The organism is Streptomyces fructofermentans (genome assembly GCF_014651055.1).
Classification (GTDB): Bacteria; Actinomycetota; Actinomycetes; order Streptomycetales; family Streptomycetaceae; genus Streptomyces; species Streptomyces fructofermentans.
In genome coordinates this window covers 94,548-108,770 of record NZ_BMWD01000022.1, presented here as the reverse complement: position 1 = coordinate 108,770, position 14,223 = coordinate 94,548, and the positions used below count along the sequence as shown (strand labels likewise).

Here is a 14,223-nt window from a genome sequence, read left to right as displayed (position 1 = left end):
TTCATGCCACGCCAGGAGAACGGCCCGGGCCGGTTCGGGGTCAGTAGGGCAGGCCCTCCGAGGCCGCCCGGAGAGCGGCGTGGACGCACGCGGCGAGTTCGTCGTCCGAGGCGTCCGCGTCGTCGGAGAAGCGGAGTGCGAAGTCCTCGGCGGCCGCCCGCAGCGCACCGTTGACCGTTGCCGCGTGGACTCTCACCCGCAGGTCGCCGGGGCTCCTTCCGGAGCGCCGGGCGAGGAGTTCGGCGAGGACCGACAGCGCGTCGTCGTGCGCCTGGAGCCAGACGGCGCGCAGGGCGGGCTCCGTGTGCGTCATGCGGATCAGATCCAGCACCGCGGGATCGGCCGACGGCAGCCCGCCGTGCCGGCACGTGGCCGTCAGGAAGTCCAGCAGCGCGCTGTCCGGCGGCCAGCGCCGCAGGAGTTCATCGGTGGCCGCGTCCAACCCCGCGGTGAGCAGCGGACGTACGCAGCTCTCCTTCGTGGGGAAGTGGCGCCACAGCGTGCGCGTCGAGATGCCGACCGCCTGGGCTATCTGGTCACCGGTGGTGGCGGTGACGCCCTGCGAGGTGAACAGGCGGACTGCCTCTCGGGCGATGTCCAGGCGGAGGGCGGCTCTGCGCCGTTCGCCGAGTGACGGTCTGCCCGGTCCGGTCGCCGTTGCATGGTCTACGGGTGCCGCATCGCGCACCGTTGCTCCACCGCCCCTGTATGTCGGATCGCCGACAGCATAACGAGCCGCTGGAAATGGCACTTGCAGACATCTTGTCACTGAGTGACACGCGCCTCTACTCTCCTGATGTGACCGGTCGGTAACTCCTCAGCTCGCATGACGAGTTCGCAGGTCGGAGCTGTACTCACGGCAGAGCAGCGGAGCCGCAGCCACGAGCATCGGGCTCCGCAGGCAGCCGACGAACGCGTGACCGGCGGGCGCCCTGCCATGCCCCGCCGGCGACCGGGTGCACGGGCGGAGGGCCACGGGCGGCCCTTCGAGCCGTCCGTCCCCGGGGCGGCGGAGCGCACCCCGCCGCATCCCCGACTCCCCACGGCGGCAACGGCCTTGCCGTGCGCCGAACCGGCAGGAGGCCTCTTGCCGCCCCGCACCGCCCGCACCCCTGAACCGAGCCGGCGGCACGCCGTGCCATGCCGCCATGCACCGCCCCCCACCCCTCTCCTCATACGCAGGGAGTGAGCCGCATGGAACGACCCCACGACACCGGCCGACCCCACCCCGCAGCCGCCGGGAGCCCCGGCCCGACAGGAACCGGGCAGCCCGCCCGGCACGAGCCCGCGCCATCGGCCCGTGGCCGTCGCCTCACCACAGCCCGTGGCCGCCTCCTCGCGACGGCCCTTGCGGCCCTCGCGTGTCTGAGCGTTCAGGCGCTCTCCGCGACGCCCGCGACCGCCTCCGCGGACGTGGTCTCCCGAGGCGTGACCATCCCCGCCTTCTACACGCCTCCCACCTCGCTGCCCGCCGCCGACGGGGCGCTCGTCCGCACGGCCCCGCTGCCGCTGGCCCTCAGCCTGCCCAGCGTCGACGGCCCACTGCCCGGCACCGCGACCCGCCTGATGTACAAGTCCACCGACTCCACCGGCCGGCCCGTCGCGGTCACCGGCGCCTACATCGAGCCGACGGCCGCCTGGAAGGGCGGCGGGCCGCGACCACTGGTCGCCCTGGCCCCCGGCACCATGGGGCAGGGCGACCAGTGCGCCGCCTCCATGGCCCTGCAGAACCCCATCACCCTCAACGGCGAGACGGTGTCGGTCGGTTACGAGGACATCGCCATCTACCGCCTGCTGGCCTCGGGCACCGCCGTGGTCGTCACCGACTACGTGGGGCTCGGCGCGACCGACCGGCTCCACACGTACGTCAACCGCCTCGACGGCGCCCGCGCGCTGCTCGACGCCGTCCGTGCGGCACGCGCCCTGCCGTCGGCGTCGATCACCTCCGCGTCACGGGTCGGCCTGTTCGGCTACAGCCAGGGCGGCGGGGCGAGCGCGGCCGCCGCCGAACTCCAGCCGTCCTACGCCCCGGACATCCAGCTCTCCGGTACGTACTCCGGCGCACCGCCCGCCAACCTGACGGACGTCGTCGAGGGCATCGACGGCAGTGCCCTGGCCGGCGCCCTCGGCTGGTCGCTCAACGGCTTCCTGCAGGCCGACCCCGACCTGCGGGACATCGCCGACACCCACCTCAACGCGGCGGGCAGAGCGGCCCTCAGCGACCTGTCCACGATGTGTGTCGGCGACGCGATCTTCGGATACGCGTTCAAGAAGAGCACGGCGTGGACCAACGGGGGTGAATCCGTCAGCGACCTCTTGGAGAGCGAACCGGCGCTCAGGGAGACGCTCGACGCCCAGCGGATCGGAACCCTCAAGCCGGCCAGCCCCGTTCGCCTGGCCACCGGCGTCCAGGACGACATCGTTCCGCACGCGCAGGCACGCCAACTCGCCGTCGACTGGTGCCGCAAGGGCGCCAACATCACGTACGAGGCCGTCGTTCTGCCCAACCTCGGCGACGGCCTGCTCACCAACCACCTGGTGCCGCTCCTCACCGACCAGGGCGACGCCATCTCCTGGATCACCGACCGCCTCTCCGGCCGGACCGCCACCTCCAACTGCTGGACGATGCCCCTGCAACCCTGACGCTCCCGGTCGGGCGCCGTGACCGGTCGCCCGCGTCACCCCGTCGCCCTCGTCGCCTTCGCCGAGGAGGCGGCACGCCAGCACTCCTGCGGGTCGTGGCCGGCACACGCCACGGCCCGCAGAGCGGTGCCCCGGCGCCTCCCTCCGGACCACGGCCGCGCGTTGTCAGTGGCCGGTGGTGTGATGTCGGACGTATCGGCAGCACGGCACGGAGGGAACGGACATGGGTTCGTGGGGCAGCGGACACTTCGACAGCGACACGGCGGCGGACCATCTGGCCGAGCTGGTCGACCGGTTGGTGACCGAGGTGGAGAAGGCGGTGTCGGGCGACCCGGTGCGCCTCGAACCGGACGAGTACTGGGGAGTCGCGGTCCCCTGCAACCTGGAACTGCTGCTCACGCTCGACGCGCAGGGATGGGTGGGGGTCACGCTGCCACCGCCCGACGCCGTCCGGCGGTGGCGGACGACGTATCTGGCCGCGTGGGAGCGGGGCATCGACGCCCTGGAACCCACTCCGGAGTACAGGAAGGAACGCCGCGCTGTGCTCGACGACACGTTCGAGCGCCTGATCGCAGCGGCCGGACGGCGCTGACGGCAGGCAATATCGGATGCGGACGCGGTGCGGGCTGTGCCAGGCTCTCCCGCCAGCAGACCGGTCACTCGGCTCCGAGCGCAGGGCCGCCGACTCCTGGAGCACTCAGTGATCCCACCCCGGCTCGTGCCGTTGCTGGAGCAGTACGACTTCGCCTGCGAGCGGCTGACCGGCCGCATGGCGGGACCGGTCATGGACAGCGGGGACGGGTCGGAGACCCCCGTCGGTCCGATGACCGACGACGAGTACCTCTGGGAGCCGGTCCCCGACTGCTGGTCCGTCCGCCGGCGTACCGACGGCCCCGGGGCGCGCGCGACACTCCTCACCGGCACGGGCGACTGGGGACGCGACGCGGCGAGCCATCCCCACCCGTTTCCGCCGCCCTTCACCACCATCGCCTGGCGGCTGAGCCACCTCGGGGAGATGCTCTCCCTCCGGGCCGACCACACCGTCGGCGAGCGCCGGGCGACGCGCGAAGGGCACCCGGTGAGCGGCGACGCCGCGACCGCGGTGGCCGCCTTCGAGGCGGACGCCGCCGCGTGGCGGAAGGCACTGCTGAGCGCCGACGAGGCGGCCCTCGACACCGTGGGCCACTCCACCTACCCGTACGGGAGTGACGCCGAGGACCCGTTCGTCGACATCGTGTGGTGGGTCAACCAGGAAGTGCTGCACCACGGCGCCGAGATCGCGCTGATCCGGGACCTGTACCGGGCGCGCCGGCCCTGACCCGCCGCCGTCACCCGGCCCCGGGCCGGCGTCGGGACGAGGGCCCGGGGTAGACGAACGACGGGAACGGCTCCGTCGTCGCCGTCCGCCAGGCGCGTCCGACCTCCTCCGGGGCCAGCTCGCGGACCCGGGCGAAGGCGGTGACGCACAGCGCGTCGGATCGGACTCGGTGAACAGGCGGGTGAGTCCCACGGACTCCCGGGCCAGGGCCACGGTTCGGTCCGACCTCTCGGCGTCGACCTGGCTTTCCGCTGGGTGCGGCTCATGAACCACGGGGTCGTGCTCGGCGAACCGGGTGTACGGCGACTCCAGTTCGCGCAGGTCGTCGAGCGTCCGCCGATCGGGCGCCCCCGTCACCGCAGGGGCGTCCGAGGGCCCGGCGGGGCCCGAGGCCGGCTCCGGTGAGGTACGCCGGCGCCCGTCCACGGATGTACGGCTCTCCAGGGCCGGGACGAGCAGGGGCTCACCGGTGTCGGGGCGCCGCCGGACCAGTTCGCGGCACACGGACACGGCCGGATCGGCAGTCTCCCGGGCGCGCCGCAGATCGCCGGCCCCCAGGCGGGACCGGGCGAGGTCGGTGAGCAGTGCGACGCGCAGCGGAAGGATGTCGGGGTGGAACGAGGGCCTGACGCCGTCGGACCACCGGAGGCCGTCGGTGCCGACCCCGACGGCCTCCTCGCCCCAGGCCGGACGGCGTGCCGCCGACGGGGCCGGACCAGGAACAGCCCGAGGCCGAGGCACCGCAGCGGTGCGGCCCCGAGCAGCGGTCCACCCGCCCCGATGCGGACCCGGGCGAGCATCCGCGCCGACGGCAGCAGTACGCGCGCAACCCCCATGGGTCCCCCTCGTGCGGCGCCGGGGGAGCGGCTCGCACGAGAGGAGTGCGAAGGCTGCGGCGCCTCATGGCCCGACCGGGCAGCGGCTCGTGCAGGGCTTGGTCGGGGTGCGGTGGGCGCGGTACCGGCGTACGGCAATGCTCCGGTCAGGGGCGGCCAATATCTATGACGGCGAAATGAGAATAAGGAAGAAGGCGCGATGACGGTATCTCTTCCGGCTGGCCGAGCGGAATTCATCACACGCGGCGGAAGGCTGCGCCATGCTACTGTCGATCTCAGTTGCAGTTGTGGTTCCCAGAACTTCAGGTGTCCGAGCGGTGGTTTTTCCGCCCGAGACTCCTGTGTATTTCCGGTAATTTTCCGGGCGGGGCGATCATCGTGGCGACACGGAGCAAGCAAAGTGCGGGCTCCGAGCACTGCCCCGAAGGAGAATTGACATGGCATCTGGCACCGTGAAGTGGTTCAACGCGGAAAAGGGCTTCGGCTTCATCGAGCAGGACGGTGGAGGCGCTGACGTCTTCGCGCACTACTCGAACATCGCCGCCCAGGGCTTCCGCGAGCTGCTCGAAGGCCAGAAGGTGACCTTCGACATCGCGCAGGGTCAGAAGGGCCCGACGGCCGAGAACATCGTTCCCGCCTGACGCCTTCGCATCATCCGAGCTGGGGCCCGCACCATGGGGTGCGGGTCCCAGCTCGTTGCGTGGCGCGGCCCGGCCGCCCCGCACACCTTGACGCTCCGACGGTGACGGTCACGTACGCAGGCCCCTCGGGCCCACGGCACCGCCCCGCTGACACACCGGCTCCGGATGACGAATCCGTACGAGCCGCCGACCAGACTCCGGACACCGGTCAATAGCGCCCGGCACATCCGAGTGAATATCCGCCGTTCGTTGTCCGGTGGTATTCGAATAAGCATCTGCTTTTCATTTGGCTCGTTCTCGCGATTCGCCGCGCTGTTGTTCCGCTGCGGGAATTCCTTGATACGTGCCGCATCGAGGAAGGTTCCGCATGAACCGCACACGCAGTAACGACCGCTACTCCCGTACCCGCACCGGAGGCTCCGAGGGCTCGCGCGGCTGGAGCACGAGCGGCGACGGCTCCCGCACCCGCGGCGGTGACGCCTCCGGTCGAGGCGCCCGCTTCCGTTCCGCCGCCCCCAGCCGCTCCGGCGGTCCCGGCCGCCAGGGTGGCTACGGGCGCAGGCCCAGCGGACCGCAGGGTGAGTTCGCGCTGCCCAAGACGATCACCCCGGCGCTGCCCGCCGTCGACACGTTCGCCGCGCTCGACATGCCCGCGCAGCTGCTCGCAGCGCTGGCCTCGGAGGGGGTGAGCGTGCCGTTCCCGATCCAGGGAGCCACGCTGCCGAACACCCTCGCGGGCCGTGACGCGCTCGGCCGCGGACGCACCGGCTCCGGCAAGACGCTGGCCTTCGGCCTCGCCCTGCTGGCCCGTACCGCCGGGCAGCGCGCCGAGCCCCGCCAGCCCCTCGGGCTGGTCCTCGTCCCCACCCGGGAACTCGCCCAGCAGGTGACCGACGCGCTCACCCCTTACGCCCGAGCCGTGCGGGTGCGCATGGCGACGGTCGTCGGCGGCATGTCGATCGGCCGCCAGGCCGGCGCGCTGCGTGCGGGGGCGGAAATCGTCGTCGCGACCCCGGGCCGGCTCAAGGACCTCATCGACCGCGGGGAGTGCCGCCTGAACCAGGTGGCCATCACCGTGCTCGACGAGGCCGACCAGATGGCCGACATGGGCTTCATGCCGCAGGTCACCGCGTTGCTCGACCAGGTGCGTCCCGAAGGACAGCGGATGCTGTTCTCGGCGACCCTGGACCGCAACGTCGACCTCCTCGTGCGCCGCTACCTGACCGACCCGGTCGTCCACTCCGTGGACCCCTCGGCCGGAGCGGTGACCACGATGGAGCACCACGTGCTGCACGTCCACGGTGCCGACAAGCACGCGACCACGACCGAGATCGCGGCCCGCGACGGCCGCGTGATCATGTTCCTGGACACCAAGCACGCGGTGGACCGTCTGACCCAGGACCTGCTGACCAGCGGGGTGCGGGCCGCCGCGCTGCACGGCGGGAAGTCGCAGCCGCAGCGGACCCGGACCCTCGCGCAGTTCAAGACCGGGCACGTCACCGTGCTGGTGGCCACCAACGTGGCCGCCCGCGGCATCCACGTCGACAATCTCGACCTCGTCGTGAACGTCGACCCGCCGACCGACCCCAAGGACTACCTGCACCGCGGTGGGCGTACCGCCCGTGCAGGCGAGTCCGGCAGCGTCGTCACGCTGGTCACGCCGAACCAGCGCCGGGAGATGTCCCGTCTGATGGTGGCCGCCGGCATCGTGCCGCAGACCACCCAGGTCCGTTCCGGCGAGGCCGAACTGCACCGCATCACCGGTGCGCAGACGCCTTCCGGCGTCCCCGTCACCATCACGGCTCCCGTGAAGGAGCGCGTCGAGCGCGGCGCCGCGTCACGCGGCGGCCGGCGCGGTCGCCGCCCCTCGCAGGCGGCCCGTCGGGCCGGTCGGCGCCAGCCGCCGCTCGACACCCCGGCCTAGGCAGTCATCGGCAGCCCGCGCCCGCCGGCGCGGGCTGCCCCGCCCGGCGTCGTCGTCCGCCGACGGCGCCGTACCAAGCGGGCCGTCCCTGACCGGGGCACCGCCCCAACTCCGCAGGAGGCACGTTGTGACACCGGTTGAGACGCAGCCCGGCCCGTCGGCCGCCCCCGCCGCCGCGGACCGGGTGCGGGCGGACGGCCCCGACGCGACCGTCCCCCAGGTCTGGGGCGACATGACCGTCGAGGTCGCGCTGTCCGTCATGGCGAGTGCCCGCACCGAGCATCTGTTCATCTGCGACGACGACGGCCGGCGTGTCGGCGTGGTGACCCACGCCCTGCTCGCCGGGGCGCGCGGCGACGTCTCCTACACCGACCGGGTCCGGCTGTGCGATCTCCCGGCGGACACCACGGCCCTGCTGACCGGCTCCCGTTCCGTCATCACCGTCGCCGGAACCCGGCACGCCGTACGCTGAACACACCCGTCCGTACCGCTCCCCCTCCTCCCCGATCCTGTGAGGTCCCATGCGCTGTGTCATCGCCCGATTCCCGTTCGACCTCACCAAGAGCGGTGTGGTGGCCACGATGAAGGGCGTCAAGGCCGAGCCGATCACGGGTGAGGCCGTGACGATCGGCCGCCGTCAGTTCCCCCTGAAGCAGGTGGGCCAGGTCGTCACGCGTCAGGACCCGCGCGACTTCACGGTCGGTGAGGTCCGCCGCGCCATGACCGCGCTCGGCTTCACCTGCCACACCGTGACCGAGGCCGCCGCCCCGCCCGCGCAGGACCTCAGCCCGCTGCAGCACGCGTCGGCGATGCTCGGTACGACGACGCACGTCTGACACGGAACACGTGACGGCCGCGCCCGCGGCCCGATCACGTACGGGGCCCGTCCGCACGCCGGTGGGCCCTTTCGTGCGTCCGGGCGCGGTCGCCGGGCCGGCCAGGGGCCGGCACGCCGTGCTGTGCGGTGCCGTTCCGTGCCGCCCTACGGAATCCGGAACGACTCCCCGTAGACCTGCCACACGAGCGGCGGCTTCAGGCCGAGGTTCCCGTCCCGTACGAAGACACGCTGGGCGGTGTCGATCCGTGTCGTGTCCTGGTGAGCAGGTTCCGCCAGCATCGCGGTGCGGCGCGCGTCGAGGAACGCGTTGAGGTACTTCTTCTCGTCCCCGCCCTCGCTCGGGGTGTCGGCGTGCTTCAGGGCCTCCTCGCGGATGCCGTGGAAGGCGCGCTCACCCGTGCCGTTGCCGTGCAGCACCATGGCGTCGTAGTACACGAACTGGCCGAGCGTGCCGAGGCCGTCCATCTTGGCCTGGCGGACCGCAGGGTCGAAGTACACGCGGTCCCGTTCGGACTCCTGGGCCTCGCGGAAGTCGGCCTTCTTCGCCTCCTCGGCCCACGCGGTGGTGAACCCGGGGTCCAGGCCCTCGTGGGAGTCGCTGCCGTCGACCTCGCGCAGCGCCGGGAGATAGCGGGCCAGGGCATTGCCGGGGTGGTCCTCGGTGTACCGCTCGACGAGCTCCAGCATGTCCTCGGTCCCCGAGCAGAAGCCGATGATGCCAGCGGTGTAGCCGTTGCCGTCGTCCAGGTCCTCGATGTAGCCGTACTGGCCGCGCCAGTCCAGCGTCGAGTTGTCGGCGCTGGCGACGAGCTGCGAGGCGATCTCCTTGGCGGCGGGCGCGGCGAGCCCGGGCGGCATGGCGGCGATGCGCTCCTCGAGCTCGCGGCGTTCCGTCTCCTCGCGCTTCGTCTCGGCCGCGCGGGCGGACGACTCCGCCCGTACCCGGTCGGCGGCGTACGGGTCGTCCTCACCGGAACCCGCGAAGTAAAAGACGGCCACGGCGACGCCTGCGACGCCGAGGAACAGAGTGCTGGCACGCTTCATTCGAAAAAGAGTACGTGCCTCGTGAACGCGTTCACGCCGGGGGCGGTACCGCCGACCGGGATCGCGCGGGTCCGCGTTGAAGTGCCGCTTCTCGAAGGGGAGTTCCGGTACGGGACCGGCAGCGGCGGTCGCGGCTGCGGCCCGCCGGACGAGGGCCGTGCCCCGTGCCTCCCCGCCGGTCCTCGGGCGGTCCGTCGCCGGCCCCCGCCCGTGGGACCGGCTCCGTGAAGCGGATTCGGCCGGTGCGCCGCAGAATGGTGAAGGGCCGGTGTCCCGGTCGGCTCAGCCGTCGGGCACAGCCATCACCTGTGCGGGCGCAGACCGCCGCGAGGGGTCTCATGAGTGAGTGGGCAGGTGCCGCGATGAGGACGGATGAGCCGGCGTCCGACAAGGACGAACCCCCGCCATCGCGAGGAACCGCCGACAGCTCCGGCGACGTACTCGGACCACGGGAGCGCCTGCATGCGACCGCTCCCGACACGTCCGCGTCGGCCGCGGCGGAGACCCCGGAGGAAGCCGCGCGGCGCGAGGAGGAGGCGTCCCGCAGGGAAGAGGAAGCGGCCCGTAGGGAGGAGGAGGCGGCCATGAGGAACGTGGCCGCCGCCCTGAAGGCCGCCCACGGCTCCGTCGACGCCACGCTGGTGGACGCGGCGGTCGCCACGGCCTACGAACCGCTGCGCGACGCGAGGATAAGAACGTACCTGCCGATCCTCGTGGAACGACGGGCCAGGGCCCTGCTTGCCGCTCTCGACAGGGAGCAGGAGGCCGAGGCGGCGCGGGCGGCCGCGTTCGAGACCGCCGCGCAGCACGCGTCCCCGGGGTCCCCCGAGCACCCCGCCGCGCACGCCCGAGCGGCGACCGGCCCGGTGGAGGGCGTGCTGTCCGGGTCGGACGCGGCGATGGCGCGCGAGGCTCCCGCAACACCCGGTCGGGGCGTCGCCCGCCCCGTACTGGGCCCGTGACCATCGCGAACGCACCCGGCCACGGGCCGGCGGGCGGCACAGGAGAGGTGGGGCCATGACCGGGTCGTCCAGGGCGCGGCGCATCGCCGAACTCATCGAGCCCCTTCGCGTCGAGCCGGGGACGCGGGTGAGACTCGGCAGGGACTTCGACCCCCGGTACAAGGCCGGCCTGAAGAAGAAGCAGGGGCCCGGACTGCTCCAGGAGGGCGTCTCCCTGCTCGCCGAGTACCAGCAACGGCTGGCCGCGCAGGACACGTACGGCGTGCTGCTGTGCCTCCAGTCGCTCGACGCCGGTGGGAAGGACGGGACGATCCGGCACGTCATGAGCGGCGTGAACCCCCAGGGCGTCCAGGTGAGCAGCTTCAAGCAGCCCTCCGCCGAGGAGCTGGACCGCGAGTACCTGTGGCGGTACGCCACGCGCGTGCCCGCCCGCGGCGACATCGCGATCTTCAACCGCTCGCACTACGAGGAGGTCCTGGTCGTGCGCGTCCATCCCGAGCTCCTCGAACGGCAGCGCCTGCCGAAGGACATGCGGGGCCCGGACATCTGGGAACGCCGGTACGGCGAGATCAACGACTGGGAGCGCCAGCTGACCGACAACGGCTTCAAGGTCGTCAAGATCTTCCTGAACCTCTCCAAGGAGGAGCAGCGCCTCCGCTTCCTGAAGCGGATCGACCGACCCGAGAAGAACTGGAAGTTCTCCGCCGCGGACATCCGCGAACGCCGGTTCTGGGACGACTACCAGCACGCGTTCTCCGAGATGCTCTCGGCCACGAGTACTGCCTGGGCGCCCTGGTACGTCGTTCCCGCGGACCGGAAGTGGTTCGCCCGGATCTGCACGGCCGCGGTGCTCGCGCACACGCTGATCGGGATCGATCCCCAGTACCCGACGCTCGCCAAGGCGGCACGCAAGGAGCTGCGGACCGCCCGGCGCGAGCTGCTGGCCGAGGCCCCTGCGGGGACGCCCGCCGGCCCGCCCCGTGACGGTGGGGCACGGCCGGGCGGCGGCGGCCGTCGAAACTCCGGAGAACGGTGAGTCCGGCGGATCGGCGGGCGCCCGCGGAGCCGCCCGGCGGGAGCACGCGCGCAGGACCCCGGGCGGGGCGGAGCCGGGCGCGAGGGAGGGGGACCGAGGGTCCCGGGCGCGGCCGGTCCGTGCCCGGCGGGGACACGACGGCGTGGAGCGGAGCGGAGGTCTCGCGATGGTGAACCGGTCGAAACCGGCGGACGGGTCCGCGGCCGCCGCGCAAGCCTGGTACGCGCTCTCACCGCAGGACACCGCCTCGGCACTGGGCGTCGATCCCGGCACCGGCCATTCCGCCGCGCGCGCCGCCGAACTGCTGGCCGCGAACGGACCTAACGCGCTCCCGGAGGAGAAGCCGCCTCCGGCCTGGCGGCGGTTCCTCGGGCAGTACCGCAGCTACATGCAGCTCGTCCTCCTCGCGGCGGCCCTCGTCTCGCTGCTCATCGCGCAGTGGAGCACGGCGATCCTGCTCGTGGCGCTGACCCTGCTGAACGCCGTCGTGGGCCTGCGCCAGGAGGGCAAGGCGGAGAGCGCGATGAACGCGCTCAAGTCCATGCTGACGACCACGGCCCGGGTACGGCGCGACGGGACCGAGTCGCAGATCCCCGCGGAGCAGCTCGTCGTGGGGGACGTCATCCTCATCAGTGCCGGTGACCAGGTGCCGGCGGACGGCCGGATCATCGAGGCACACGCGCTGCAGATCGACGAGTCCGCCCTCACCGGCGAGAGCGTTCCCGCGGCGAAGGACGCCGTCACCCTGCCGGACGTGCCGCTGGGGCCCGGCGAGCAGTCGAACACGGCGTTCCTGCACACCCCCGTGACGCACGGCAGCGGACTTGTCGTCGTCACGGCGACCGGCGAGGACACCGAGCTGGGGAAGATCTCGGACATGCTGTCGGCGACGGAGAAGGAGGAACCGCCGCTCACCAGGGAGCTCGACCGGCTGACCCTGTGGATCACGGGGGCCGCCGGACTGACGATGATCGTGATGTTCGCGCTGGGGCGCAGCCGGGACCAGGCGTGGGACGCCCTGTTCGTCAGCGCGGTCTCCCTGGCCATCGCCGCGATCCCCGAGGCCCTGCCGACGGTGACCCAGGCGATCCTGTCCGTCGGCAGTCTCAACCTCGCCAGACGCAACGCCATCGTCAAGGAACTGCCGTCGGTGGAGACCCTGGCGTTCACGTCCGCGATCAACTCCGACAAGACCGGCACGCTGACCATGAACCAGATGACGGCGGTCGAGGTCGTGACGCCCACCGACCGGTACACCGTCTCGGGGACCGGCTACGGGCTGGAGGGGCAGATCCACCATGCCGCGGGTTCCTCCGGCGGCATCGAGGACGCGATCCTGCCGTACCTCGTCGCCAATGACGCCACCCTGGTCGACGGGAAGGTCGTCGGCGACCCCACGGAGGGTGCGTTCCTGGTGCTGGCGCACAAGGCCGGGCTGGACGTCGGCGCGACCCGTGAACGGCTGACCCGCCTCGCGACGCTGCCGTTCGACCCCACCTACAAACTGATGGCCACGTTCAACTCCGCCGTCGACGCCTCGGGCCGGGCGGTCGTGCGCTGCTTCGTGAAGGGCGCGGCGCCGGCCGTGACGGACCGCGCATCCACGGCGCTGTCCGGCGGGTCCACCGTCCCGTGGGACGCCGAACTGAGCGGGCGGGCGCAGGAGCACGGCGAGCGCATGGGAGGGGAGGGCCGCCGGGTGATGGCAGCGGCGACGCGCGACCTGGACCCCGCCGACTTCGACCCGGACGGCGACCTGCTCGCCCATGTCACCGACCTGTGCGTGGTCAGCCTGGTCGGGATGGTCGACCCGCCCCGCGACGAGTCGCGGGACGCCGTGGCGAGCGCCCAGGACGCGCAGATCAGGGTACGGATGGTCACCGGGGACGACGTGACGACCGGTGCCGCCATCGCCCGGCAGCTGGGGATTCCCGGCGAGGCGATCCTCGGCGCCGAGTTCGCCGCCCTGCCCGAGCACGAGCAGCTCTCCCGGATCGACGGCATCGGGGTGGTGGGACGGGTCGCCCCGGAGCACAAGGTCCTGCTGGCCGCCACGCTCAAGAAGAAGGGCGATGTCGTCGCGATGACGGGCGACGGCGTGAACGACGCGCCCGCGATCAAGTCCGCCGACATCGGCATCGCGATGGGAAGCGGCACGGACGTGGCCAAGAACGCCGGACGCATGATCCTGTCCGACGACAACTTCGCCACCATCGTGTACGCGGTGGAGCAGGGCCGGAAACTCTACGACAACCTGACCAAGTACATCCGGTTCGTGCTCCTCCTGCTGGTCACCTTCGTGCTGACCTTCCTGGGCGCGACCGTGTTCAACATCGCGGCCGGTGAACCCTTCACCCCGCCACAGGTGTTGTGGATCCACTTCGTCGTCAACGCCTCATTCGGCTTCGCGCTCGGATTCGACCAGGAGAGCCCGGGCCTGATGAAGCGCCGTCCGCGCCCGCGAGGCGAATCGGTGCTCACACGGCCCGTGATGGTGACGGTCGGGCTCGCGGGGCTGGCCATCACGCTGATCCTGCTCGGGCTGATCAAGCTCGGCGAGTCGCACTTCGGCAGCGACGGTGTCGGTAACTCCATGGCGTTCACGGCCTTCGCGCTCTGCCTGATCGTGGCGGCCTTCGAGTGCCGCAGCGAGACCGACTCCCTGCTGACCACGCGCACCTTCGACAGCAAGCAGATGAACTGGGTGGCGCTGGCACAGTTCGTCCTGGCGGTGGCGGCGACCCAGATGGACGGATTCCGCCGCGTCCTGGGCACGACCCGGATCGATCTGCGCCAGTTCGGCTGGGCCCTGTTGTCGGCCGTCGTGCTGCTGGTCCTGTGGGAGGCGGGCAAGCTCCTGGCGAGGCGGTCGAGGGGTGGCGTGGCGCGACAGGCCGGTACCGGAGCCTGAGCGGCTCCCAACGGGAGGCGCATGCAAACACGTTGGCCCCCCTCGTGGAGAGGGGGGCCAAGAGGGCGGC

The 14,223-nt window shown here is 72.1% G+C and carries 12 protein-coding genes; 10 read left to right on the top strand and 2 right to left on the bottom strand.

Features of this window, described 5'->3' with window-relative positions; genetic code table 11:
- Window positions 1–40 precede the first annotated feature (40 nt).
- Window positions 41–688: a TetR/AcrR family transcriptional regulator gene (locus tag IE265_RS26960; RefSeq protein WP_190038287.1), complete on the bottom strand. Its 648-nt coding sequence runs from the start codon at window positions 686–688 to the stop codon at window positions 41–43.
- Between the two features lie 506 nt (window positions 689–1,194).
- Between IE265_RS26960 and IE265_RS26955 the strand changes: the two genes are divergently transcribed.
- The 7 genes from IE265_RS26955 (at window position 1,195) to IE265_RS26925 (ending at window position 8,198) form a co-directional block, all read left to right on the top strand.
- Window positions 1,195–2,643, top strand: a complete 1,449-nt coding sequence (locus tag IE265_RS26955) for a lipase family protein (protein WP_190038286.1) — start codon at window positions 1,195–1,197, stop codon at window positions 2,641–2,643.
- 223 nt (window positions 2,644–2,866) lie between these two features.
- Window positions 2,867–3,235, top strand: a complete 369-nt coding sequence (locus tag IE265_RS26950; protein WP_190038285.1) for a DUF4259 domain-containing protein — start codon at window positions 2,867–2,869, stop codon at window positions 3,233–3,235.
- Between the two features lie 108 nt (window positions 3,236–3,343).
- Window positions 3,344–3,961, top strand: a complete 618-nt coding sequence (locus IE265_RS26945) for a DinB family protein (RefSeq protein WP_229916570.1) — start codon at window positions 3,344–3,346, stop codon at window positions 3,959–3,961.
- Between the two features lie 1,273 nt (window positions 3,962–5,234).
- Window positions 5,235–5,438, top strand: coding sequence for a cold-shock protein (locus IE265_RS26940; protein ID WP_018529187.1), 204 nt, complete (start codon window positions 5,235–5,237; stop codon window positions 5,436–5,438).
- A gap of 367 nt (window positions 5,439–5,805) precedes the next feature.
- Window positions 5,806–7,362 carry a DEAD/DEAH box helicase gene (locus IE265_RS26935; protein WP_190038284.1) on the top strand — a complete coding sequence of 519 codons (1,557 nt, stop codon included), beginning with the start codon at window positions 5,806–5,808 and terminating at the stop codon, window positions 7,360–7,362.
- 127 nt (window positions 7,363–7,489) lie between these two features.
- Window positions 7,490–7,834, top strand: a complete 345-nt coding sequence (locus IE265_RS26930) for a CBS domain-containing protein (protein WP_373303023.1) — start codon at window positions 7,490–7,492, stop codon at window positions 7,832–7,834.
- 49 nt (window positions 7,835–7,883) lie between these two features.
- Window positions 7,884–8,198: an SCO5918 family protein gene (locus tag IE265_RS26925; protein ID WP_190038283.1), complete on the top strand. Its 315-nt coding sequence runs from the start codon at window positions 7,884–7,886 to the stop codon at window positions 8,196–8,198.
- Window positions 8,199–8,344: 146 nt separating this feature from the next.
- Here IE265_RS26925 and IE265_RS26920 read toward each other — a convergent pair whose 3' ends face one another.
- Window positions 8,345–9,244 carry a chitosanase gene (locus IE265_RS26920; protein ID WP_190038282.1) on the bottom strand — a complete coding sequence of 300 codons (900 nt, stop codon included), beginning with the start codon at window positions 9,242–9,244 and terminating at the stop codon, window positions 8,345–8,347.
- Between the two features lie 362 nt (window positions 9,245–9,606).
- On the opposite strand from IE265_RS26920, the gene IE265_RS26915 reads away from it, so the two are divergent.
- From IE265_RS26915 to IE265_RS26905, 3 genes are all read left to right on the top strand, one after another.
- Complete coding sequence (locus IE265_RS26915) at window positions 9,607–10,206, top strand: three-helix bundle dimerization domain-containing protein (RefSeq protein ID WP_190038281.1); 600 nt, start codon at window positions 9,607–9,609, stop codon at window positions 10,204–10,206.
- Window positions 10,207–10,261: 55 nt separating this feature from the next.
- Window positions 10,262–11,242, top strand: coding sequence for a polyphosphate kinase 2 family protein (locus tag IE265_RS26910; protein ID WP_190038280.1), 981 nt, complete (start codon window positions 10,262–10,264; stop codon window positions 11,240–11,242).
- A gap of 166 nt (window positions 11,243–11,408) precedes the next feature.
- Entirely contained in the window at window positions 11,409–14,153 is a 2,745-nt protein-coding gene (locus IE265_RS26905; RefSeq protein WP_190038338.1) for a cation-translocating P-type ATPase, read from the top strand.
- The last annotated feature ends 70 nt before the right edge of the window (window positions 14,154–14,223 follow it).